The organism is Marinobacter confluentis (assembly GCF_004785685.1).
GTDB lineage: Bacteria > Pseudomonadota > Gammaproteobacteria > Pseudomonadales > Oleiphilaceae > Marinobacter > Marinobacter confluentis.
Genome location: NZ_SRPF01000004.1, coordinates 19,780 through 43,160, shown reverse-complemented (window position 1 = coordinate 43,160; position 23,381 = coordinate 19,780). Strand labels below are relative to the sequence as shown.

Sequence of the window (23,381 nt, the reverse complement as noted above, 5' to 3'; positions counted from 1 at the left end):
CTGTAGGGCTTTACTCACCAAGCATGTTGGCGAGATTTTTTCTGGCCGAGTCGTTAAGCCAGCTGGACCATTCGTCGCTGTTGTTGCTCAGAAAGTAAACGGCAGTCTCTTCCGCAGAGGCGTCGTTTTCATCTTTCCAGGCCAGCAGGCCACTCATGGTGGAGGTCTTGAAGGTCATGTTGCCCAGCATTTCTGCCACGTCTGGCTCGCGGTCACTAAAGTCTGTCGTGACGGCGGTCAGGATGGTGGCAGCCGGAAAGTCGGACACGCCCGGGTTTTCGGCATCCGGGCTCTGGTTCTTGGTGTGAACCTCGGGCTTGTACTCGCCAATCTTGACCTTGGTCATGTCATATTTGCCGAGGGGGACTGTCGGGCCCCAGTAGTAACCGAGCCAGGGCTCGTTGCTTTCAACGGCGGAGGCCATGGAGGTGGTCAGGGTTTCACCGGAGCCGTGGTTAAACACCTCAAGGCCTGACGCTTCCAGGTCCAGAGCGCGGATCAGGTTGTCACTGACAACCCGGCAGCCCCAGCCGCTGGGGCAGTTGTTAAAGCGACCGCCGACCAGTTCCGGATTGGCCATCACGCCTTCGATGGTTTTCAGCTCGGGATGGGCCTCGGCGAGATAAGTGGGAATCCACCAACCTTCGACGCCGCCGGGTGCGAACACTTCGGCAACGCGCTCGATCTTGCCCTGCTCTTCCAGTTTCAGGTAAGCCTCGCCCGCCGAATTCAGCCACAGCTCGGTGACGATGTCCGGCTCACCGTTCTCGGCGACAGACGTAACGGCGGGAACCGTGTCGGAGGGGACCACGGTGACGTCGCAGCCGTAACCCTGCTCCATCAGGAACTTGGCAACGCTGGTGACGACAGATGCCGAGGTCCAGCTCATTTCGGTAATGGAGACTTCGCCGCACTCGGCGGATGCCACTGAAGGGGCTGACAATGCACACAACAGTGCAATCGGCGTTAATTTACGCATGTTAAGTACTCCTGATCGAATTTTCGGAATTTGGGTTCGAGGTGCGACGAATGGTCGCAGAGAGGCGCGTCTTGCCCTTGGGCGGACGAAACTGAGGTCTTGTTTTTGTCACGGTAAAATAAATGAAAATCTTTCCGTACCCTTTAGAATACATAAGTAAGAATACGGATCCTGAGCAGCGTTACAAGGCGTTCATGTAAATCGTTATTAAGGACTGAATGCTTATTCCGCTTTACTTGACGGCTTGAAGATACCGCGTCAGGCTTCGGAATGAAGCTAATGTCCGCCGTCCCTGGAGCCTGAGATGATGAAAATTTTTGAAACCAGCACCGCCCCCAACCCCCGCCGGGTCCGCATGTTCATGGCAGAAAAGGGATTGCTGAACGAGGCCGAATTCATCCAGATCGACCTGCAGAAAGGGGAGAACCTGACCCCGGAATACGCTGCGAAGAATCCCATGAAAAAGGTGCCGGTGATGGAGCTTGATGATGGCACCTGCATCTCGGAAACCATGGCCATTTGTCGGTATTTTGAGGAAACCTACCCCGATACCCCATCGCTTTTGGGCGATACGCCGCTGGAAAAGGCGCTTGTGGAACAGTGGCTGCGCTGGATCGAGTTCTCTTTTTTCATGCCCACCGGCATGTGTTTCCAGCACACCAGCGGATACTTCAAGGACCGGATGAATCCCATCAAGGAATGGGGCGTGGAATGTGGCAAAACGGTCGAAAAGTTCATGGCGTTTCTGGACAAAGAGCTGGAAGGCAAAGAGTTTATCTGTTGCGACCGGTTTACCGCCGCGGACATCAATGCGTTCACTACCATGGCGTTTGCCCGGGTAGTGGATATTCGAATCCGGCCTGAGCAGGAAAACCTCAAGGCCTGGTTTGAGCGAATCAAAGAGCGGCCATCCGCGAAGGTGTGATTAAAGGAATGACTATGACTTCTGAGACCCCGCTTTCCTGTGCGCTGAATGCCGTTGATGAGGCCAACCGGGCGGACCCGAATCGGGAACAGGTCAACGGTGAATCCCTGCCCAAGGAATACGCCTATAGCCTGCACATGACCCGCTGGCTTTTCGAGCTGGAGCCAAACCCGTCGCCACGAATGCAGGTTGCCTGCCGGGCCCAGCACATCGAACGCTGGACCATGCCCCGAAGCGATTTCGCGGAGGGTCGCAAGGCCTACTACCAGTGGCGTCAGGCCTGCGGCCGCATGCACGGGCGCAGGGCGGCGGAGATCATGGCGGGGTGTGGGTTTCCGGATGAGGAGTGCCAGCGGGTTGAGACCATTCTGACCAAGCGGGAGCTGCGGCAGGATGAGGACACCCAGCTGCTGGAAGATGTGGCCTGCATGGTGTTTCTGGAGCGCTATTTTGAGGACTTCTATGAGCAGAAGGCGGATTACGACCGGGAGAAATGGCTTCGTATCGTTCGCCGGACCTGGGGAAAAATGTCCCACCGGGGGCATGCGGCTGCCCTGAAACTGGCGGAGGGAATGCCGGCGCATCTTCTGGCGTTGTTGCAGGAGGCTTTGGCTGATCCTGAGGGCTGACCCTTTGGTGCACGCACGTCGGCGGGGGCAAGGTTTCAAAATACGCTGTGAACACGTCCGTGTGCGCTTGGGCTCCGCCATCCATGGCTCCGCACAATTTTGAAACCTTGCCCCCGCCGCCGCGCTCCAGTCTCGGAGCAGCCTTCACAGAAAATCGCCATTCGCGGTTCGGACTGATTAACGCTCCGGGAAAAACAGCTCTCTCAGTTTGCCGCCAGGTTCCTTTGCCCGCATAAACGACTCACCCACCAGAAACCCGTAGATTCCCCGCTCGGTCATCGCGTTAACATCATCAATGGTCATGATGCCGCTTTCGGTGATGGTCAGGCGATCGTTGGAAATCCGCTCGTGCAGGTCGAACGTGGTGTCCAGCGACACATCAAAGGTGTGCAGGTTACGGTTATTGATGCCTACCAGCGGTGTAGTCAGCGTCAGCGCGTCGTCCATTTCCTCACCGTCATGAACTTCCACCAGAACGTCCAGGCCAATGTCATGGGCAATGCCTTCCAGTTCCTGCATCTGGTCTCGGGTCAGGCAAGCCGCGATCAGCAGGATGCAGTCGGCGCCCATGGCGCGGCTTTCGTACACCTGGTAGGGCGCCACCATGAAGTCTTTGCGGATCACCGGGAGGCTACAAGCGTTGCGGGCGGCTTTCAGGAAGTCTTCGTGGCCCTGGAAGAAGTCTCTGTCGGTCAGGACTGACAGGCAAGCGGCCCCGCCTTTTTCATAGCTTTCAGCAATAGCGGCTGGTTCAAACGGATCGCGAAGGATGCCTTTGCTCGGTGAGGCCTTCTTGATTTCAGCGATAACTGCAGGTGTTTTTGCGTTAATCCGCGTTCGCAGAGCATCGGCAAAGCCACGCGCTGGCGGCTGGTCGCCAGCCATGGCTTTCAGATCGGCGATGGAAACACTCCGCTTCCTTTCACCAATCTCTTCCCATTTCCGGTCAACAATCTTCCGGAGAATGGTCGGTGTCTTATCAAGGTGTCTGTCGCTCATTTTCGGCCTAATGGATTTGGTGTTTGGGCCGGCGGCAAGGACCTTTCCAAAACACGCCCGTAAATACGTCCTTGTAGGGCTTGGCGTCAGCCATCCTTGGCTGACGACAGTTTTGGAAAGGTCCTTGCCACCGCCCCTTCAAGCTTTGGAATTGCCTTCAGAGTTAAAACTTTCAAAAGCACTGCGAGAAATCGGCAAGTTCGGACATTTTGCCGGCTGCCAATCCGGAGCCCATTGCGTCGAGTGCCATTTCGACACCAGCGGTTGGAGTTTTTGCCAGACCAGCAACGTAAATGGCTGCACCGGCGTTCAAGGCAATCAGGTCACGAGCCTTTTCCGCCATTTCATCATGTCCGCGTCCGAAGGCGGCTTTGATCAATCTCAAAGAATCCTCGGCAGTGTCTACCGTCAGACCGACCAGAGCCTGGCTCTTAACACCCATATCTTCCGGGGTAATGTCATATTCGGTGATTTCGCCATTTTTCAATTCAGCCACATGAGTGGCGCTTGCCAGGCTGATTTCGTCCAGGCCGTCTTTCGCGCACACCACCATGATGTGTTCCGCACCCAGGCGGTGCAACACTTCCGCCATCGGGCGACACAGCTCAGGATTGAAAACGCCAACCAGCTGGCGCTTTACGCCCGCCGGGTTGGTCATGGGGCCGAGGATGTTGAAGATGGTGCGGCAACCCAGTTCCTTGCGCGGCCCGATGGCGTGTTTCATGGCGCTGTGATGGGCCGGGGCGAACATGAAACCCACGCCGATCTGCTCCACGCAGCGGGCTACTTCTTCGGGCGTCATCTGCAGGTTGATCCCGAGATTCTCCAGCAGATCGGCACTGCCGCTTTTGGATGAAACCGCGCGGTTGCCGTGCTTCGCCACAAAGCCACCGGCGGCGGCGACTACAAACGAAGCAGCCGTGGATACATTAAACAGATTAGCGCCGTCACCGCCGGTACCCACAATATCCACCAGCGGATCGGCATTTACCGTCACTTTGGTAGCCAGCTCCCGCATCACTTCGGTGGCGCCGGTGATTTCATCAATGGTCTCACTCTTCAGGCGCAGCCCCATCAGAAAGGCACCTATCTGAGCATCGGTGGCTTCACCCTTCATCACAATCCGCATAACGTCTTTCATCTCCTCGGTGGAGAGATCCAGATTCGAGGCAATGCGGTTCAAAGCTTCTTTCATGTCCATCGTCGGGCCCCTTCGGTTTGGTCCGCTTATTATGTTCGGTGTTTCGGTTTAGCTTAGCAATTTAATAGTCTGCTGCTTGGATAGCCCGCTATTTACGGCGAATGGGCCAAGGCTGGGAAAGTTACTTCCCAAAATCGCCAACAAGCACGTCCATGTGGGCTCGGGCTCCGCCATCCATGGCTCCGCACGTTTTGGGAAGTAACTTTCCCAGCCTTAGCCCTCGGATGTTTCGAGCGGGCTTATCAGGTCTTTGCTTCGCCGTATCCGTTTTTTGCCGCTCCAAATCTGAGTGGAGAACACACTGGAACAACCTTGAAATGAGGGCGTTGGTGGGGAGAGGGTTTCCAAAACTGTGCGGAGCCATGGATGGCGGAGCCCAAGCGTACACGGACGTATTTACAGCGTGTTTTGGAAACCCTCTCCCCACCAAGGACCGGACCCAGATCCAAACCACCCAAGCCACAAACTAACTTCTAAGAAAGTTCCGCAACAACTCATGCCCCTGCTCAGTCATAATCGATTCAGGATGAAACTGAACTCCCTCGATGGGCAGCGTCATGTGGCGAACGCCCATGATTTCTTCCACCGAGCCATCGTCGTTGCGGGTCCAGGCGGTGACCTCAAGGCAGTCCGGCAGGGTTTCCTTATCGATCACCAGGCTGTGGTAACGGGTGGCCTGCAGCGGATTGCTCAGACCGCGGAACACACCTTCGTCCTTGTGGTAAACCGGGGACACCTTGCCGTGCATCACACGCCCGGCGCGAATCACATCGCCGCCGAACACCTGGCCGATGGCCTGATGGCCCAGGCAGACGCCCAGAATGGGCAGTTTGCCCTGGAAATGGCGAATGGCTTCCATGGAAACGCCCGCTTCATTGGGCGTGCAGGGTCCGGGGGAGATTACCAGCCGTTCCGGGTTCAACGCCTCGATTTCCTTTACCGTGATTTCATCGTTGCGGTAAACGTGAACGTCCGCACCCAGTTCCGCCAGGTACTGAACGACGTTGTAGGTGAAGGAATCGTAGTTGTCGATCATCAGTAACATAATCTGTTCCTCCGCCTCAGTGGTCGAAATCGTTGTAGGTTTTGGCAACAGCGCGGAAGATTGCGCGGCCCTTGTTCATGGTTTCTTTCCACTCAAGGCGGGGCACCGAATCGGCAACCACACCGGCCCCTGCCTGTATGTGCAGGGTCTTGTCCTTGATCACGGCAGTGCGAATGGCAATGGCCGTGTCCATGTTGCCGTTGAACGACAGATAGCCCACGGCGCCGCCATAAACGCCGCGCTTCACCGGCTCCAGCTCGTCGATGATTTCCATCGCCCGGATTTTCGGTGCGCCGCTCAGGGTGCCTGCGGGCAGGGTGGCGCGCAGCACGTCCAGACAACTGGTGTCTTTTTTCAGGCGGCCGGTGACGTTGGACACGATGTGCATCACGTGGGAATAGCGCTCCACGATCATCTTGTCCGTCAGCTTCACGGTGCCGGTTTCCGATACCCGACCGGCGTCGTTGCGGCCCAGGTCGATCAGCATCAGGTGTTCGGCAATTTCCTTGGGATCGGCGAGCAGTTCTGCTTCCAGAGCCTTGTCTTCGGCATCGGTGGCGCCGCGTTTACGGGTGCCGGCAATCGGGCGCACGGTGACCTCTTCGTCTTCCACCCGGGCCAGAATTTCCGGTGAGGAGCCGACGATGTGAAAATCATCCAGATCCAGGAAGTACATGTAGGGCGACGGGTTCAGCACGCGCAGGGATCGGTACAGGTTCAGCGGCGGTGCTTCAAACGGTATCGACATGCGTTGGGAAATCACCGTCTGCATCACGTCGCCGTCCAGCACGTATTCCTTGACCTTGCCCACCGCCGCTTCGAATCTTTCCTGGTTGAAGCCGGAAATGAAGTCGCTCTCGTCCACGGTTTTGCCGCGCAGCTTTTCCGGCGTGCGCGGGGCATCGGCGGTTTGCCGGTGCAGGCGGGATTCCAGTTCGTCGATGCGCTGGATCGCTCGCTCATAGGCGCCGTCCTGCCCGGGGTCGGCGTGGACAATCAGGTGCAGTTTGCCGCGCAGGTTATCGAACACCACCACCTCATCAGACACCATCAGCAGGATATCCGGGGTGCCGATCCTGTCTGGCGGGCAGGTGGGCCGCAGGCGTTTTTCAATGTAGCGCACGGTGTCATAGCCGAAGTAACCCACCAGGCCGCCGTTAAAGCGGGGCAGTTCCTCCAGGTCCGGTGCGTTAAAGCGGGATTGGTATTCTTCCACAAACGTCAGCGGGTCATCCGCTGTGGTCTCTTCAACCACCTGGCCAGTTCGGGTAATGGTGATCCTGTCGCCGAAGACTTTCAGCACTTCTACACTGGGCAGGCCGATGATTGAGTAACGGCCCCATTTCTCGCCGCCCTGGACCGATTCAAACAGGTAGGAATAGGGCCCGCTGGCGAGTTTCAGATAGGTGCTCAGGGGGGTGTCCAGGTCAGCGAGGACTTCGCGGTATACGGGGATACGGTTAAAGCCGGCCTTGGCGAGCTCGGCGAATTGCTCGGGTTTCATGAGAAGCTTCCTGAAATCTGTTCTGCAAAATGGCGAGAGACAACGCGGTGGTATGTCAAAGGCCTTTAAAAGGTATGGTCAGGCGGTGCGCCATCGCCACCAGCGCGTCGCGCGGCTGGTCAGAACGCCGCTAACTGCAGTCAGATTCAGTCCCTGCATGGCAGGAATCTCCCGGGTGAAAGGTTTCACTATCAATATCCTGTGAGATTACAAAAGCTGTGCCAGCGAATCAACCGTTGCATCGGCATGGAGCGTGTCCGCCGGTGCCCCGAAATTATAACCATAGCGCACCGCCACGCAGGGAATGCCCGCGGCCCGCGCCGCATCAATGTCAGCGGCGGAATCGCCCACCATCACGGTGGTGCCCTTGGTACCGCCCAGGGCTTCCATGGCATGAATCAGCGGCGCCGGGTCCGGTTTTTTCACCGGCAGGGTATCGCCGCCGATGCTGATGCGAAAGTAGTGGTCGATGCCCATCTGCTCGAGCAGGGGCGCCACAAATTCTTCCGGCTTGTTGGTCACAATGCCCAGTCTGCAGCCGTACTCGGTCAACCGTTGCAGGCAGGGTTCAACGCCATCGTAGAGCTTGGCGTGCTGGCCATTGATTTTCTCATAGGCGTAGAAGAACAGCGCCAGCGCATCCTTGAACAGCGCCTCGTCCCTCGGATTGGCGGGCTCCCAGTCGGCTTTGCCCGCCAGTGCCCGGTGAACCAGAATCGAAGCACCGTTGCCTACCCAGTTGCGGACATTGTCTGCGCCCGCTTTGCGGCGGCCCAGTTGTTCCAGCATGGTGTCCACGGCGGCGGCCAGGTCCGGCGCGCTGTCTACCAGGGTGCCGTCCAGATCAAACAGCGCAACCCCGGGCCAGCGCGGGTTGAACAGCCCTGCCAGGCTCACTGGCCCAGGCTCTTGCGGGCAAGTTCCAGTTCTGCCCGCATCTGGTCGATGGTGGCCTTGTAGTCGTCGGTGTTGAAGATGGCGGAGCCGGCGACAAACATGTCTGCGCCTGCTTCGGCAATTTCACGGATATTGCTGGTTTTCACGCCGCCGTCAACTTCCAGGCGGATATTGCGGCCGCTGGCATCGATGCGTTTGCGGGCTTCCCGGAGCTTGTCCAGGGTACCGGGAATGAAGGATTGGCCGCCAAAGCCCGGGTTCACCGACATCAGCAGAATCATGTCCAGCTTGTCCATCACGTGGTCCATGTAATGGAGGGTTGTGGCCGGATTGAACACCAGGCCGGCGTTGCAGCCGCCATCGCGAATCAGCTGCAGCGAGCGGTCAATGTGGTTGGTCGCCTCCGGGTGGAAGGTGATGTTACTGGCACCGGCATCGATGAACATGCGGATCAGGTCGTCCACCGGCGACACCATCAGGTGCACATCAATGGGCGCGGTTACGCCGTGTTTACGCAGCGCCTCACAGACCATCGGGCCGATGGTCAGGTTCGGGACATAGTGATTGTCCATCACATCAAAGTGAACCACGTCGGCCCCGGCGGCCAGAACGTTATCGACTTCTTCGCCCAGACGGGCAAAATCGGCGGACAGGATGGAGGGGGCAATCTGGTACGGATTCATGACGGCTCTCTATGTTCTCGGTACGCTTCGGGTGGCACAGTGCTCGCTGGAAAGCTGCTAGTCTAACAGTTTGAAAACCTTTTTTCGCACTTCGATAAGGAAGATCCGGTGAAGATGATCCAGCCCCCGGTAGCGCGCCATGAAACCGGAATGTGTCTGCGTTCTGCCGTACTGGTAATGTTGATCGTCAGCGCACCCCTGATGGCTCAGGATGAAGCTGCGGTGTCCGATCCGGCCCCTGAAACCTCGGCTGAAAGTAACGCAAGGCCAATGATCTCCACCGGCGTGGATGCCGAAGCCATTGCCCGTAAACGGCCGGACACAGCCGTCTGGTTAACCGGGAGTGATCAGGGCAGGGTATTGGCACTGTTTCAGCCTGAAATGGACAGCCCGGCCAAAGGGGCTCTGGTGATTCTGGCGGATGAGGGGGTTTCCGCGGCCGCCGGGCTGGGGGATGCACTGCGGCAGCCGCTGAGTCAGGATGGCTGGGCCGTAATGACCCTGGGTTTGCCGGCGCCACCCTTTGCCGTACAACAGTGGCTGAGGCAGCAGGCCAATGCCCAGCCAGACGTTACGGAAACTCCGGAAACGGCTGCTGACGATGGGGATTCGTCATCGGTGATGATTAACCTGATGGACACTGAAACCCCTGATGACGCTCTGGTTCAGTATCGGGGCAAGGTAGTGATGTCGCTCAACGCAGCGGTGGATGCGTTAGCAGAACGGGAGTACGAGCGGATTGTGCTGGTCGGCATTGGCCGTGCTGCCGGCCACGTCACCCGCCAGGCAAGAGAGGATGGCCGGGCATCGGACCTGATCTGGATTGCACCCCATTTCTATGCTGACGAATCCAGCGGCCTGACGGCCCTTCTTTCTGCCGCTACGGCACCCTCGATTCTCGAGTTGTACAGCACTCTCCCCGGGGACAGAACGCTTGACCGTTCTGCCCGCGAGCGCGCGGCTGCGCTTGAACGAGCGGGTATTGACGGTTACCGGCGCCAGCCAGTGGCCATATCCAGGCAGCCTCAGCCACGGGAAGCGGCCATGCTCGCAAACCGGATGGGCGCCTGGCTGCGGTCAACCTCGAAAGCCCGCTAGTGGCGGCGGTCAATCAGTTCCCAGGCCTGCTGGTATTTCAGCAACCGGTCTTTGGCACGGGATAATTCAGCCGGGCTCAGATTCTGCTGCGCCAGCTTGTCCGGGTGGCATTCCGACACCCGTTTGCGGTAGGCGCGCTTGATGTCGGTTCGGGAATCTCTGCGAGTCACCCCCAATACCTGAAGCGCCTGCTCGTAGGTGGTGGGCTTTGGCTGGGCCTCGGGTTCGGTGATCCAGATCTTGCTGGCATAGCTCTCAAGCACGTCATCGCTGATGGCCACTGGCAGGCCCATCTGGACAACGGCGTCCTCGCATCGATAACGGCGATGTTTGTCGGGTCTGCCAAACAGCTGGGCAGCGTGACAAAGGCAGATAGCCACCCGTAATGACGGCGATGGCCATAAACGGTGTGAAATCCGCAGGCGCAGGGCTCTGCTGCGGGGTATGGTGTCGACGCCCTTGCCGCGCTGGAACTGTTTGATGGCCTTGCGGCGCTGGCGCTGAGACAGGCGCAGGGCGCGCATAAGCGTCTCGGCGAATCCGATATCCTTTTCAGTCACCCGGCCGCTGGATTTTGCGATGTAGCCCAGAAAGAAGAACAGGCTGCGGCGACACCAGCCCGGCAGGTGGGTGCGAACCATCAACTCGCTGGCCTGGTGGCCGCAGGCGGAAAGCTCACTCAACAGGCTGGTGAGCTCGGCGTCCATGCGCGCGGGCAGGGCTTTATCCCGGGTGTTTGCTGCCATGATTCAGGCGCTGCCTCCCGCGAGCAGGGTGTCCAGTTGCTGCAGGCGTTCTGGCGTTCCAATATCCATCCACTGGCCGGTATGGCTGAGCGCCTTAACCCGGTGCTCGGCGATGGCCTCGTGAAGAATCGGTGCCAGCTTCATCGTTCCCGGAGGAAGGTTTTCAAACAGCCTGCGATGAAGCAGGCTGATTCCGGTAAAGGTCTGCCGCTGGCCATCTGTAGTGCGAATCGAGCCATCGTCTTGCAGGCTGAAATCCCCCTTTGGGTTGTGCGGCGGGTTGTCCGTCAGAACCAGCAGGGCGTCGGCGTCCTGCGGTGGTGTCAGGAATGTGAGGTCCAGATCGCACCAGATATCCCCATTGATCACCAGAAACCAGTCCTCGTCCTGATCCGTCAGTAACGGAAGCGCCCGTTGAATGCCACCGGCGGTTTCCAGGGGTTCGCCTTCCGGTGAGTAGCGAATGGACAGACCGAATGCCTCTCCACTGCCCAGGGCCTGTTCAATCTGCTCGCCCAGCCAGGCATGGTTGATCACGATGTCCCGGTACCCGGCCCGCTTCAGATTTTCCAGGTGATGCACAATCAGCGGCTTGCCACCGGCGGTCAGCAATGGCTTGGGGGTGGTAAGCGTCAGGGGGCGCATGCGCTCGCCTTTGCCAGCGGCAAGGATCATGGCTTTCACGGCTGGTGGGTCTCAACGGAACCGATGGTGGCCTCAATGGCGGGCAGCACGCGGTCGGTCAGCCATTCGTGGCAATGTCTCAGCGCCGGCTGGCGGCCACTGGCCCGCACCAGGTAGCAGACGGTGCGGGGAATATCGCCCAGGTAGCCCGGCTTGCCATCGCGAATGTCCAGCCGCGCAAAAATACCCGCTGCTTTGAGGTGGCGTTGCATGCCCATCAGTTCGAACCACTGGTGAAAGGTGTCGTGGTCGGCATTATGCAGCCCTGCCGCCAACGTCTGTCTGCGGAAGCGTTCTTCCCACTGGTCAATGCGGGCCGTCGGCCAGTTGATGTAGCAGTCTTTCAGCAGCGAGACCAGGTCGTAGGTGACGGGCCCGCAGACCGCGTCCTGAAAATCAATCACGCCGGGGCGTCGGATTTCAGGCAGCGTGTCGCCGGGACGCACCAGCAGGTTGCGGGAATGGTAGTCCCGGTGAACGGTAACCGTTGGCTGGGCCAGCGCGCTTTCCCGAAGGAAAGCAAAAGTGGTGTCCAGCAGCGCCCGCTCGCTGTTGTCCAGGGTCAGGCCCAGTTTTTCGGTAAGCAGCCAGTCCGGAAACAGCGCCATTTCCCGGTCCAGCAGTTCGGCGTCGTAGGGTGGCAGGGGTTGATCCGGGGGTGGGGTGGCCTGTTGTATCAATACCAGTTCGTCCAGCGCGGCGTGGTATAGGGTGTCGGCGGTAGACTCGGTCAGCGCACCCAGCATCAGTGTGTCGCCAAAATCTTCCAGCAGTAGCAGCCCCTGTTCCAGATCTTCCTGAATGATCCGGGGTACCGCGATGCCCTGGTTATGCCAGTGGCGGGCAATCCGCACAAACGGCCGGCAGTCTTCGTGCGCTGGCGGTGCATCCATGACAATAAAAGGTTGCGCCGGTTGCTGTTGATCCGGCCGGCCGGATACCCGGAAATAGCGGCGGAAACTGGCGTCACCGGAAACCGGTTGCGGGTCGGCATTTTCAAAGCCCGGAAACTGTCTTACCCATCGAGTCAGGATCTGCAAACGGTTGTCCATGGAGCCTGGAAAATCCCTGAAGTAAACGAAAAAAGCCACGATCAACGCCATTGCAGTGGGCGAGATCGGCCAGAAGCAAGGTCTTGAAGTTAGCAGATCTGGAGGCAGAGGGTAAATCGGTTTTCTCCGGCCTGGCCCTCGCCGCCTGTTTCCGTTAACAAGGCCATGGTCGCCGTGTAAACTAGGCCGCTGTTAAGCACTCATGGTTGACCGCCCACTCAGTACAGGATCCCCCTATCGTGCCAGCCCGCTCAAGGAAGCTGCACATCCCGCAAACCCCCGTCCGGCGGCCCCATTCAGCGCGCTCGGCGGTTGTTGCCGGGCGGCGGGCCGTGCTGGCTGGAAGCGCCTGGCTGTTGATGGTGCCGGTGGCGCAAGCAGAGGACCCGCCCACAGCGGCAGAAATGGACTGGCGCCCCCGGGCCGAATTGCCGGTGGAAGCCGCCCGGAACCTGCCATCCTTCTGCCAGGGGGGTTACCTGCAGCCGGCGTCAGTGGTGGGCGCGGCCAGTGAGTCCGGGCAACCCGGCGACCTGCCGTTGAGCGCCAGTGGCCTTAGCGCCCGGTATGAAATGGATTCAGAGCTCTACCTGCGCGGGGATGTCCGTATCCAGCAGGGGCCCTTTGCGGTTACCGGCGATGAAGCGCGCTATGATCAGGCCTCGGGCCGGGTCTCTATCCAGGGGCCGCTGACCAGCCGGGGCGACGGGTTTCTGCTTACCGGTGAACGTGCAGACTACAGCGCCGATACCGGTTACCTGGATATCCGCATGGCAACGTTTCTGCTTCACGGGCCGGAAATGCGCGGCTCTGCAGCCCAGCTTGCGCGAACATCGGACAATCGGGTGCAGATCGGTCAGGGCCAGTTAACCACCTGCGCACCGGGGCAGAATGACTGGTCTATCGTGGCCTCGGAAATTGAACTGGATCAGGCTGAAGGTGTGGGTACCGCAAAGCATGTCCGCCTACAGATAAAGGATATACCGGTGTTCTACTGGCCCTACGCCAGCTTTCCTATTGATGATCGCCGTAAATCAGGCTTCCTGTACCCGGCCTTTGGGTCATCCAATGCCGGCAACGGTGGCTTTCTGGCGGTGCCTTATTACTTCAACCTGGCCCCGGATTACGACGCCACATTAACACCGCAGTTCATCAGTGGTCGGGGCCTGTTTACCGAGGTGGAAGGGCGTTACCTGAGTGATTTTGGCCAGTCTGACCTCCAGTTGGGCTACGCCGGAAACGACCGGGAATACGCCGACGAAGTGCCCGGGGAGGACGGCGAACGCTGGGGCCTGGATTTCACCACAGAGGCCCGGTTTAACCGGAACTGGACCGGTTACGGCGACTATTCCGCGGTCAGCGACAACGATTACCTCAGCGACCTGAACCGCAGCCTCAGCATCAGCCAGGATACGCACCTGCTGCGCCGGGGCGGGGTTCGTTACCGGGACGATCATCAGATGCTGGAAGCCTACCTGAGTGGCTACCAGACCATCAGCGATTTCATTGCCGATGCCGACCGCCCCTACTCCCAGTTGCCTAACGTACTTTACAGTGGCGAGACTGACCTGGGCCCGCTGACCCTGGGTCTGGACAGTCAATACACCTTTTTCTATCGCGACAACGACGACCTGACCGGCCTGGACCAGGCCAACGGCCAGCGCCTGCGGGCCATCCCCGAAATTGCCCTGCCGTTGCGCGCGCTCTGGGGCTATGTGCGGCCCTCTGTCGGCGTGGATTACACCCGTTACGAGCTGGACGATTACGGCCTGGGCGACCCAAGAATTGACCGCACCGTGCCCGTGGCAGAATGGGATTCCGGCCTTTACTTTGACCGCAAGTCCAGCCTGTTTGATGTGCCCTATAACCAGACCCTGGAACCCCGGCTCTACTACGCCTGGGCCGATGCCGACGCTGATCAGTCAATGATTCCGGATTTCGACACCGCCCTGCGCCCGTTCAGCTTCAGCGAACTGTTCCGTCCCAACCGTTTCTCGGGCGGCGACCGGGTGGGCGACACCAACCAGCTGACGGTGGCGCTAACCAGCCGATTCAATGATCTGCTCACAGGCCGGGAGCGGGCCCGGTTCAGCCTGGGCCAGGTGCAGTACTTTGATGACCGGGAAGTCACTCTGGATGGCGAGGGCGCGGCGGACAGCAGTGATTCGCCGCTGGCCGGCGAGATGGTTCTGCGGCCAGTGGAAGGTCTGGAAATGCGTACATCCGGCCTCTGGGAACCACGAACCAGCAAGACCCAGGAAGGCCGAAGCCAGCTGGTGTTTCATTCGGAGGATTACCGGTATCTGGCCAGCGTGGGCCACACCTATCGCAGAAATGAATTCGAGCAGTCGGATATTGGTGGCGTTGTGCCTGTCTCAGACCGTGTTAGTCTGATCGGCCGCTGGGCTTTTGATTCAGAACTCGACCGTACCGTGGGGTCACTGGCAGGATTGGAATACAATAACTGTTGCTGGAGTGTGCAACTGGTCCACCAGAATTATCTGACCGACGAGGAAGAGCTGCAGAGCCGGGTACTTTTCCAGATTGAGCTGAAAGGCCTGGGTGGCAGTGGCGGTTCTTCAAGGCAGATTTCCGAGGCCATCATCGGTTTTGACGAGCGGGAACGGCGCCGTTTTGGTGAGCGCTGAGGCCCGTTGCAGTTTTCTGGCGTGGCACTGAAGCCCGCCGTTTTTCCATACAGAGGTGATTATGAGGGCGAACCTTCGCCATTGGGCAAAAACCATCGTGTTGCTGATGGTTGTGATGATGTCTGGCACGGCTCAGGCAGAGCGCAAACTGCTGGATCAGGTGGTGGCGGTGGTCAACGAATCAGTGATCCTGCAGTCGGAACTCGACGCCAGGATCAACACCATCGTTGGCCGTCTGCGGTCCCAGGGCACCAGCCTGCCGCCGCGTTCGGTGCTGGAAGAGCGGGTACTGGAGCAGCTGATTACCGAATCCATCCAGTTGCAGATGGCCGAGCGCGCCGGCATGCGAATCAGTGATAACGAGCTGAATGAAACGCTTTCGTCCATTGCCAGCCGTAACAACATGACCCTGGCCCAGTTTGAAGAACAGCTGGCACAGGAAGGAGTGACCTATCAGGAAGCCCGCCAACAGATCCGCAGCGAGATGCTGACCGGCCGGGTGCAGCAGCGCCAGGTGGGTAATCGCGTCCGGGTAACTGATCGGGAGGTGGACAACTATCTGGAGGCGACACAGGGACAGAGCCGCACCAACGCCGAATACGAGCTGGCGCACATCCTGATTCAGGTGAATGACCCTAACGACGAGGACGAACTTGAGGCAGCCCGGGCCCAGATCGAAGCCCTGCGGGCCGAGATCATCGACGGCCGGGATTTCCGCTCTGTTGCCGTGGCGGAATCCGATGCCAGCAATGCCCTTGAAGGCGGCAGCATGGGCTGGCGCTCCGAAAGCCGGTTGCCTTCCCTGGTGGCTGACGTGGTGCCCAAGCTTGCAGTGGGCGAGGTTTCACCGGTGCTGCAGAACAGCAGTGGTTTCCACCTGATTACCGTGCTGGACAAGCGTGGTGGCAGCGAAGCCCAGGTCGTGGAACAGTCAAAGGTGCGCCATATTCTGGTCCGCCCCGATGAAACCACCACAGACGCGGCCGCCGAGGCGAAAATCCGCGATTTGTATCAACAGCTAGAGAACGGCGCATCCTTTGCTGAACTGGCGCGTGAGGAATCCGACGACCCGGTGTCCGGCTCTGACGGTGGCAATCTCGGCTGGGTCGGGCCGGGCCAGATGGTGCCGCAGTTCGAAGAAGCCATGATGAACGCCGAAGTGGGCGAACTCCAAGGCCCCTTCCGGTCGCAGTTTGGCTGGCACATCCTGCAGGTGCAGGACCGTCGGCAGCAGGATATCAGTGGCGCCGTGAAAAGGGATGAGGCCCGCCAGGCCATCTATCGCCGCAAGTTTGATCTTGAGCTGCAGAACTGGCTGCGGGAAATCCGCGACGAGGCCTTTATCGAATTCAAGAACGACGACGCCAGTACCTCATGACAGACACCGTAACCCTGGCGCTTACCGCCGGCGAACCCGCCGGTATTGGCCCGGAGCTGTGCCTTCAGCTTGCCGCTGAGGAACGCTCTGCAGGCCTGGTGGTGATTGCCAGCAAGCCGCTGCTGGAAGAACGCAACCGTGACCTTGGCCTGGGGATTGTTCTGGAAGACTGGGCGCCAGGCTCGGTTGCCGCCCGCGCGCCCGGTACGCTTTCGGTCCTCCACGTTGAGGGCCTGGCCACCACTGCCGCCGGCCAGCTGAACACCGCCAACAGTGCCTATGTGCTGGATACCCTGTCGGTCGCGACCCGGGGCTGCCTGAACGGCCTGTTCGATGGCATGGTGACGGCACCGGTGCACAAGGGCGTGATCAACAACGCCGGCATTGAGTTCAGCGGCCACACCGAGTTTCTGCAGGCCATGTGCGGCGTCGAGCGGGTGGTGATGATGCTTGCCACCGATGAACTCAGGGTGGCACTGGTGACCACTCACCTGCCGTTGAGTGAGGTGCCGGCTGCCATTACACCGGCCCGTCTGACCCAGGTAGCACGGATTCTGAACCAGGATCTGAAAACGTATTTCGGGCTGGAACAGCCCCGGATTCTGGTGGCGGGCCTTAACCCCCACGCCGGGGAGGGCGGACACCTGGGCCGCGAAGAGCTGGACGTGATCGAGCCCACCCTGGAGGCACTGCGCCAGGAGGGTATGACTCTGACCGGCCCGCTGCCTGCGGACACCCTGTTTACACCTCATTGGCTCGACAATGCCGATGCGGCGCTGGCGATGTATCACGACCAGGGACTGCCGGTATTGAAGTTCCAGGGTTTTGGTCGCGCGGTGAACATCACCCTGGGCCTGCCGATCGTTCGTACCTCCGTGGATCATGGCACTGCGCTGGACCTGGCGGGTACCGGCCGCGCCGATATGGGCAGCCTGCGGCAGGCGGTGCAGGTGGGTGAGCGCATGGCGCTTTGCCAGAAAAGGATGGGTGGCCAGAAACTGGCCAGTGGCAACAAAGCGAGTAACGTGTGAGCAATAAACCCGGGCATAAGGCCAGAAAACGATTCGGCCAGAATTTTCTCCACGACCAGGGCGTGATTGAGCGCATCGTTCGCGCCATCAACCCGAAACCCGATGATGCCCTGGTGGAAATTGGCCCCGGTCTGGGGGCATTGACTGAAGAAATGCTGGCCGTGAACGGTCGCCTCCAGGTTGTGGAACTGGACCGTGACCTTATTCCGGTACTGCGAACAAAATTTTTCAATTATCCGGAGTTCCGCATTCACGAAGCGGACGCCCTGAAGTTTGACTTTGGTCAGCTGGTGGAAGATGGCAGGCGAATCCGCATCATCGGTAACCTGCCCTACAATATTTCCACACCGCTTATTTTCCACCTGCTGGCGCACTCTGGCGTAGTGGAAGACATGCACTTCATGCTGCAGAAGGAAGTGGTTCAGCGGCTGGCGGCGGTGCCGGGCGACAACAACTACGGCCGGCTGGGCATCATGGCGCAGTACTTCTGCAAAGTGCAGCCGTTGTTTGAAGTAGGTCCGGGCGCATTCAAGCCAGCGCCAAAAGTGGACTCGGCGATTGTGCGGATGGTGCCCCACGAAACCCTGCCGCACCCGGCAAAAGACTTCAAGCTGCTTCAGTCCGTGGTTCGCACCGCGTTCAGTGCGCGGCGCAAGACCCTGCGTAAAGGCCTGGCTGGCATGGTAACCGTTGAGCAGCTCAATCGCGTCGGTATAGACGACGGATTGCGACCCGAGAATCTGGGTCTGGCGGACTATGTGGCTATTGCCGATCTGCTGGCGGATGTTCCGGCGGAAACTGGCTCGATGCTGATCCAGCCGGGCACTGACGAGGTAAGTAATGACTGACTACGCCATCGGCGACATTCAGGGCTGTTATGAACGTTTGCGGGAAGTGCTGGCCAAGGTGGACTTTTCGCCGTCCCGGGACCGGCTCTGGGTGGCGGGTGATCTGATAAACCGGGGGCCTTCATCGCTGCAATCCCTGCGTTATATCGAAAGCCTGGGGACGTCTGCAGTGGTGGTTCTGGGTAATCATGACCTGCACCTCCTGGCCGTTGCCCGTGGCGGGCACGCACTCAAGAACAAGGACACCCTGAGCGACATACTGGATGCGCCGGACCACGAGCACCTGCTCAACTGGCTTTGTCATCAGAACCTGATGGTGCATGACCCGGCCAGAAATTTTGTCATGGTGCACGCCGGCCTGCCGCATATCTGGGGTGTGGACCAGGCCATGGGTTACGCGGGTGAGGTCGAGGCGGCGATTCGTGGCCCTGGGGCAGAAGAATATTTTGCGGGCATGTACGGCAACCAGCCCGCCGGCTGGAATGACGGACTGCAGGGCATGGACCGCTTGCGGGTGATCACCAATTACTTCACCCGTATGCGTTTTATTGCCGAGGACGGCACCCTGGAATTTGCCGCCAAAGAATCCGCCGAAGACGCACCAGAAGGTTTTGGACCCTGGTTCCGCTTTCAGCGCCCTGATGATGTGCGGGTAGTGTTTGGCCATTGGGCCGCCCTTGAGGGCGAAACCGAAAGCGAGCGCTACATTGGCCTGGACACCGGCTGCGTATGGGGCGGAAAGCTGACAATGATGAACCTGGATACCGGAGAGAAAATCCACTGTGACTGCTCCTGACACCGCTGGTGCTGCCCGGACCATGCTACTCTGGCCCCTGATTCTGGGGGCGGCGCTTGCAATGACCGCCGTCATGGCCGGAGCTTTCGGAGCCCATGGTTTGCGGTCAGTGCTCAGCCCCCGAGGGCTTGAAGTTTTCCAGACCGCCGTCACTTATCAGATGAACCACTCTCTTGCCCTGATTCTGGTGGCTCTGGTTTCTGGCGTGGGGATTGTGCGTGGCAGGCTTTTAGCCCTGGCCGCAGGCTTTTTCGCGGCCGGTATTGTGCTGTTCAGTGGCAGTCTGTACCTGCTGGTACTGACCGAAATGAGCTGGCTCGGCCCGGTTACGCCCATGGGTGGCGTGTGTTTCATTGTGGGCTGGGCGCTGCTGATTGTTGCCGCGTTGAAGCAGCCCCGGCAGACATAGCTGGCAGATACAGACAGGAAAACATATGCAGATTCAGGTAAATGGCGAGTCCATGGAATTTGGTGAAGGTGCAACCATATCCGACCTGATCCAGCGGATGGCGCTGGAAGGGAAAAGGCTGGCGGTCGAGGTGAACGAAGACATAGTGCCCCGCAGCGAACACCCCAGTTTCAGCCTGAGCGATGGCGACCGGGTAGAGGTTGTTCACGCTATCGGTGGTGGATAAAGCCCCGCCTGGCGCACCGGCCGAGCATGAATTCAGTCGCGTTTATTCAACCATATTCAAGGTACAAGCATGAGCGAACAGCCCGAAAGACCCCTTCCAGAAGACAAGCCACTGGAAATTGCAGGCAAAGTCTATAATTCACGGCTGCTGGTTGGCACTGGCAAATACCGTGACCTGAGCGAAACCGGCCACGCCATCGAAACCAGTGGCGCCGAGATTGTCACCTTTGCCGTACGCCGCACCAATCTTGGCCAGAATCCGGATGAACCCAGCCTGCTGGACGTGGTGTCGCCGAATTCTTATACCATGCTGCCTAACACTGCCGGCTGCTACACCGCCAAAGATGCCATCCGCACCTGCAAACTGGCCCGTGAACTGCTTGACGGCCACGACCTGGTAAAACTGGAAGTGTTGGGTGAGGAAAAAACCCTTTACCCGAACATGACCGAAACCCTGGTGGCTGCCGAAGCGCTGATCAAGGACGGCTTCCAGGTCATGGTGTACTGCTCGGACGATCCGCTTCTGGCCAAGCGCCTTGAGGAAATGGGCTGCATCGCCATTATGCCGCTGGGCGCCCCGATCGGCTCGGGCCTCGGTATCCAGAACCGTTACAACATCCGGTTGATTGTTGAAAATGCCAGGGTGCCGGTACTGGTGGACGCCGGTGTTGGGACTGCGTCTGACGCCACGCTGGCGATGGAGCTGGGTTGTGACGGCGTACTGATGAATACCGCCATCGCCCAGGCCCAGGATCCGATCCGCATGGCCCGGGCCATGCGCCTGGCCATTGAATCCGGGCGGCACGCCTATCTTGCCGGCCGTATGCCGAAAAAACTCTATGCCAGCGCGTCGTCACCGCTGGATGGCACTTTCTTTTAACCAGGCGCTGGTACTAAAGCCCTATGAGCGACCAGACTCCAAGCCGTCGAGATGCCATCCTGCAGGCCTTGTTGGAAATGCTGGAAAAAGACCCGGGGGCGCGAATCACCACGGCGGGCCTGGCAAAGTCTGTGGGCGTTACCGAAGCTGCGCTGTATCGGCACTTTCCCAGTAAACGGAAAATGTTCGAGGCACTGGTGGAGTTTGCCGAAGATGCCGTGTTCACCCGCTGCCAGACAATCCTTCAGGAACAGGATGACGGGCGGGTGCGGCTGCAACAGCTGGTACACCTGGTACTGATCTTCGCTGAGCGCAATCCCGGCCTGTGCACGGTACTGACCGGCGACGCCCTGATGGGCGAGAACGACGCCCTGCGTAGTCGCGCCTCCCAGTTTTTCGAGCGCCTGGAAACCCAGATACGCCAGATCATAAAGGAAGGGGAAATCCGCCAGGGGCTGAGGTTCCACACCAGCGCCGTGCGTGGGGCCGATTGGGTGATGGTGTTTCTGGAAGGCCGCATCCAGCGGTTTATCCGGTCGGCGTTCGCCCGCAAACCCTCCGCCGATTTCGATGAATGCTGGCCGTCCGTGGCCAAGGGCGTCTGGGCTTAGTAGTAGCCTGACGCTTTTCGGAGGATTTCACGCACCGGCTCCCAGACCGCCGGTGCCGAAATCAGAATATCCCGCCCCCACAGATCCGCTGGCATACCGTCAGGCACCTCGCTGAAATGCCCGGCCGTAGCGCCGGCTTCCAGGGCAATCAATCGCGCAGCGGCAAAATCCCAGGGGCTGACGTTCTCGTAGTAGATGTCCAGCCGCCCGCAGGCCACCCAGCAGATATCCAATGCCGCCGAGCCGATGCGGCGCAGGTCACGGCACTGGTGAATCATCGCATTCAGACGATTGACCAGCGGCTCCAGACCGTCTTTATGGTAGGGGAATCCTGTCGCGAACAGGGACTGCCGGGGTACGGTAGCACCGCTGTGCCGGATGGCTTCACCGTTCAGCGTTGAACCCTCGCCACGTACCGCCCGGAAGGTTTCCCGGGAAAAAGGCGCATGCACCACACCGACCTGAACCCGGCCTTTTTCGGCGTAGGCTATGGACACCGCGACCTGGGGGTGGCCGTAGGCGTAGTTCACGGTGCCGTCGATGGGGTCGATGATCCACAAAGGTGTGTCCAATTGCTCGGCCTGTTGCAGGTCGGGCATGGTTTCTTCGGACAGGATCCGGTGCTCCGGGAATCGCTCGCGGATGGCGGCGGTGATCATCTCGTCTGCCATCACATCCGCATGGGTAACCAGCTCGGTCTGCTGTTTGTAGTCGGTGCGAAGGATGTTCTGCTCACGCTCATGGCGGATCAGTTCGCCGGCCTTTTGGGCCAGCTGTTCGGTAAAATCCGCGATTTCGGCCAGGTCGGCCATCAAAGATCCTCCAGCCAATGGGCCATTTTATCCATGGCAGTCACCAGCCGTGGGCAGGCTTCTTCCACAAAACTGTCGTCCAGTGCCCGGTCGGCGTATTGGCCGCCGGCCAGATCCAGAGCCACGGCACCGTCGAAATCCACGAACGCCAGCCGGGCGCCCAGGTGGTCCGGCACAAAGCCGAAGTCGCTGGCAGGCAGAATGGCGACGCCAGTGTCTTCCAGCAGGGCCTGGCACAGAGCCTGGCTGGTCTTGATGTCCCGACCGGCCAGTGCCTCCCGGAAGCCGGAGAAATCTGGGAACAGGTAAAAGGCGCCTTCCGGTTTCTGGACAACGGCGCCCATGGCAGTCAGCCGCTTGTGCAGATATTCACCCACGACTTTAAGGACCCGCCGGGACTGTTTCAGGTATTCGTCCAGGTCCGGGCCGCCATCAAAGGCGGCGATAGCGGCATGCTGAATCGGGGCGCTGGTGGCGGTGTAGGTCTCGCTGGCGATGATCGCCATGGCGTCCTGCAGCGGCCGCAGTTCCGGCGGGAAAATGAAGGTGCCCAGGCGCCAGCCGCCGGCACCGGCCCACTTGCTCAGCCCGGTACTGACAATGGTGCCTTCCGGATAGTAGCGGGCGATGGATTTGTGCCTGCCCTCGAAATGCACTTCGCCGTAGATCTCATCTGACAGCAGGATGATTCTGTATTTGCGGGCAACATGGGCCAGTTCCAGCAACTGGTCTTCGGTGTAGGTGCAGCCAGTGGGGTTGGACGGGTAGTTCAGAATCAGGATACGCGGGCGCGACGGATCGTCACGGCAAACAATGTCCAGTTCCTCGGCGGTGAGCTGCCAGTTGTTTTCCCCGTGGGTGGGCAGCCAGTGCACGGAGCGCCCGATAATCCTTGCCTGGGGTGCGTAGGACACCCAGCTTGGCCGCGGGATCAGCAGGTCGCCGTAGTAGGCCAGTTGCAGCATGAACAGCAGCTCTTTCGAACCCGGGCCGATCAGTACGTCTTCCCAGGTTGAGCGCATCTGCTCGCGCCGGTTGATATAGCGGGATATGGCCTCGCGCAGAGGCTTCAGGCCCTTGACCGGCAGGTAGTCCTTTTCGTGGGCGTGGTTGCGCAACGCCTCAACCACACGCTCAGGCACGGGAAAAGGCGACTGGCCAAGGCCCAGTTTGATGATGTCACGGCCCTCGGCCCTGAGCTGGTTGCTGGTTTCGTTAATGCGCAGGGTCGCCGATGGCTGAATGCCCCGGACATTGAGATTGATGGCGTAGCGATGATCGTTGTGGATATCCATTGTCCC

24 protein-coding genes are annotated in these 23,381 nt (G+C 59.5%); 12 read left to right on the top strand and 12 right to left on the bottom strand.

Translation table 11 applies throughout. The features are described from left to right. Window positions 1–10 precede the first annotated feature (10 nt). Window positions 11–979 (bottom strand): ABC transporter substrate-binding protein, encoded by a 969-nt coding sequence (locus tag E5Q11_RS13280; protein ID WP_135803934.1) that lies wholly within the window; start codon window positions 977–979, stop codon window positions 11–13. 307 nt (window positions 980–1,286) lie between these two features. Between E5Q11_RS13280 and E5Q11_RS13275 the strand changes: the two genes are divergently transcribed. Together E5Q11_RS13275 and E5Q11_RS13270 are read left to right on the top strand one after the other, a co-directional pair. Continuing rightward, window positions 1,287–1,904: a glutathione S-transferase family protein gene (locus E5Q11_RS13275; protein WP_135804215.1), complete on the top strand. Its 618-nt coding sequence runs from the start codon at window positions 1,287–1,289 to the stop codon at window positions 1,902–1,904. 14 nt (window positions 1,905–1,918) lie between these two features. Next, the gene (locus tag E5Q11_RS13270; protein WP_135803933.1) at window positions 1,919–2,533 is read left to right on the top strand and encodes a DUF4202 domain-containing protein; all 615 of its coding nucleotides are present in this window, start codon (window positions 1,919–1,921) and stop codon (window positions 2,531–2,533) included. Window positions 2,534–2,710: 177 nt separating this feature from the next. Here the strand turns inward: E5Q11_RS13270 and trpC are convergent, their stop codons facing one another. The 6 genes from trpC to rpe all read right to left on the bottom strand — a co-directional run bounded on the left by trpC (window position 2,711) and on the right by rpe (window position 8,862). Next, complete coding sequence (trpC, locus tag E5Q11_RS13265) at window positions 2,711–3,532, bottom strand: indole-3-glycerol phosphate synthase TrpC (protein ID WP_135803932.1); 822 nt, start codon at window positions 3,530–3,532, stop codon at window positions 2,711–2,713. A gap of 172 nt (window positions 3,533–3,704) precedes the next feature. Further along, a complete protein-coding gene (gene trpD / locus E5Q11_RS13260; protein ID WP_135803931.1) occupies window positions 3,705–4,733 on the bottom strand; it encodes an anthranilate phosphoribosyltransferase in 1,029 nt (342 codons plus the stop codon). 466 nt (window positions 4,734–5,199) lie between these two features. After that, window positions 5,200–5,778 (bottom strand): aminodeoxychorismate/anthranilate synthase component II, encoded by a 579-nt coding sequence (locus E5Q11_RS13255; RefSeq protein ID WP_135803930.1) that lies wholly within the window; start codon window positions 5,776–5,778, stop codon window positions 5,200–5,202. A 16-nt stretch (window positions 5,779–5,794) separates the two neighbouring features. After that, entirely contained in the window at window positions 5,795–7,282 is a 1,488-nt protein-coding gene (gene trpE / locus E5Q11_RS13250) for an anthranilate synthase component I (protein ID WP_135803929.1), read from the bottom strand. A gap of 207 nt (window positions 7,283–7,489) precedes the next feature. Next, window positions 7,490–8,179 carry a phosphoglycolate phosphatase gene (locus tag E5Q11_RS13245; RefSeq protein WP_135803928.1) on the bottom strand — a complete coding sequence of 230 codons (690 nt, stop codon included), beginning with the start codon at window positions 8,177–8,179 and terminating at the stop codon, window positions 7,490–7,492. Further along, window positions 8,176–8,862 (bottom strand): ribulose-phosphate 3-epimerase, encoded by a 687-nt coding sequence (gene rpe, locus E5Q11_RS13240; RefSeq protein WP_135803927.1) that lies wholly within the window; start codon window positions 8,860–8,862, stop codon window positions 8,176–8,178. The genes E5Q11_RS13245 and rpe overlap by 4 nt, the downstream gene beginning before the upstream one ends. 114 nt (window positions 8,863–8,976) lie before the next feature. On the opposite strand from rpe, the gene E5Q11_RS13235 reads away from it, so the two are divergent. Next, window positions 8,977–9,960: a DUF3530 family protein gene (locus E5Q11_RS13235; RefSeq protein WP_135803926.1), complete on the top strand. Its 984-nt coding sequence runs from the start codon at window positions 8,977–8,979 to the stop codon at window positions 9,958–9,960. Here E5Q11_RS13235 and E5Q11_RS13230 read toward each other — a convergent pair. The 3 genes from E5Q11_RS13230 to E5Q11_RS13220 are packed head-to-tail and all read right to left on the bottom strand — an operon-like array spanning window position 9,957 to window position 12,442. Continuing rightward, on the bottom strand, window positions 9,957–10,706 hold the full coding sequence (locus tag E5Q11_RS13230; RefSeq protein ID WP_135803925.1) for a DnaJ domain-containing protein: 750 nt from the start codon (window positions 10,704–10,706) through the stop codon (window positions 9,957–9,959). The genes E5Q11_RS13235 and E5Q11_RS13230 overlap by 4 nt on opposite strands. A 3-nt stretch (window positions 10,707–10,709) precedes the next feature. Beyond that, on the bottom strand, window positions 10,710–11,390 hold the full coding sequence (murU, locus tag E5Q11_RS13225; RefSeq protein ID WP_135803924.1) for an N-acetylmuramate alpha-1-phosphate uridylyltransferase MurU: 681 nt from the start codon (window positions 11,388–11,390) through the stop codon (window positions 10,710–10,712). Further along, window positions 11,387–12,442, bottom strand: a complete 1,056-nt coding sequence (locus E5Q11_RS13220; RefSeq protein ID WP_135804214.1) for an aminoglycoside phosphotransferase family protein — start codon at window positions 12,440–12,442, stop codon at window positions 11,387–11,389. The genes murU and E5Q11_RS13220 overlap by 4 nt, the downstream gene beginning before the upstream one ends. 359 nt (window positions 12,443–12,801) lie before the next feature. Here E5Q11_RS13220 and E5Q11_RS13215 point away from each other — a divergent pair, with 359 nt between their 5' ends. The 9 genes from E5Q11_RS13215 (at window position 12,802) to slmA (ending at window position 21,268) form a co-directional block, all read left to right on the top strand. Continuing rightward, window positions 12,802–15,090, top strand: a complete 2,289-nt coding sequence (locus tag E5Q11_RS13215) for an LPS-assembly protein LptD (RefSeq protein WP_135804213.1) — start codon at window positions 12,802–12,804, stop codon at window positions 15,088–15,090. Window positions 15,091–15,151: 61 nt separating this feature from the next. Beyond that, a complete protein-coding gene (locus tag E5Q11_RS13210) occupies window positions 15,152–16,468 on the top strand; it encodes a peptidylprolyl isomerase (RefSeq protein ID WP_135803923.1) in 1,317 nt (438 codons plus the stop codon). Then, the gene (pdxA, locus tag E5Q11_RS13205; RefSeq protein ID WP_135803922.1) at window positions 16,465–17,499 is read left to right on the top strand and encodes a 4-hydroxythreonine-4-phosphate dehydrogenase PdxA; all 1,035 of its coding nucleotides are present in this window, start codon (window positions 16,465–16,467) and stop codon (window positions 17,497–17,499) included. Before E5Q11_RS13210 ends, pdxA begins: the two co-directional genes overlap by 4 nt. Further along, entirely contained in the window at window positions 17,496–18,347 is an 852-nt protein-coding gene (gene rsmA, locus E5Q11_RS13200) for a 16S rRNA (adenine(1518)-N(6)/adenine(1519)-N(6))-dimethyltransferase RsmA (protein ID WP_135803921.1), read from the top strand. The genes pdxA and rsmA overlap by 4 nt, the downstream gene beginning before the upstream one ends. Next, the gene (locus tag E5Q11_RS13195; protein ID WP_135803920.1) at window positions 18,340–19,143 is read left to right on the top strand and encodes a symmetrical bis(5'-nucleosyl)-tetraphosphatase; all 804 of its coding nucleotides are present in this window, start codon (window positions 18,340–18,342) and stop codon (window positions 19,141–19,143) included. The genes rsmA and E5Q11_RS13195 overlap by 8 nt, the downstream gene beginning before the upstream one ends. Window positions 19,144–19,165: 22 nt before the next feature. After that, on the top strand, window positions 19,166–19,552 hold the full coding sequence (locus E5Q11_RS13190) for a DUF423 domain-containing protein (RefSeq protein ID WP_168215670.1): 387 nt from the start codon (window positions 19,166–19,168) through the stop codon (window positions 19,550–19,552). A 25-nt stretch (window positions 19,553–19,577) separates the two neighbouring features. After that, entirely contained in the window at window positions 19,578–19,778 is a 201-nt protein-coding gene (gene thiS, locus E5Q11_RS13185; RefSeq protein ID WP_135803919.1) for a sulfur carrier protein ThiS, read from the top strand. Between the two features lie 69 nt (window positions 19,779–19,847). Continuing rightward, complete coding sequence (locus tag E5Q11_RS13180) at window positions 19,848–20,657, top strand: thiazole synthase (protein WP_135803918.1); 810 nt, start codon at window positions 19,848–19,850, stop codon at window positions 20,655–20,657. A gap of 23 nt (window positions 20,658–20,680) precedes the next feature. Continuing rightward, entirely contained in the window at window positions 20,681–21,268 is a 588-nt protein-coding gene (gene slmA / locus E5Q11_RS13175) for a nucleoid occlusion factor SlmA (RefSeq protein WP_135803917.1), read from the top strand. On the opposite strand, the gene E5Q11_RS13170 is transcribed toward slmA, so the two are convergent. Continuing rightward, a complete protein-coding gene (locus E5Q11_RS13170; RefSeq protein ID WP_135803916.1) occupies window positions 21,265–22,080 on the bottom strand; it encodes an inositol monophosphatase family protein in 816 nt (271 codons plus the stop codon). The genes slmA and E5Q11_RS13170 overlap by 4 nt on opposite strands. Further along, on the bottom strand, window positions 22,080–23,375 hold the full coding sequence (locus tag E5Q11_RS13165; protein ID WP_135803915.1) for a pyridoxal phosphate-dependent aminotransferase: 1,296 nt from the start codon (window positions 23,373–23,375) through the stop codon (window positions 22,080–22,082). Before E5Q11_RS13165 ends, E5Q11_RS13170 begins: the two co-directional genes overlap by 1 nt. Window positions 23,376–23,381: the final 6 nt, after the last annotated feature.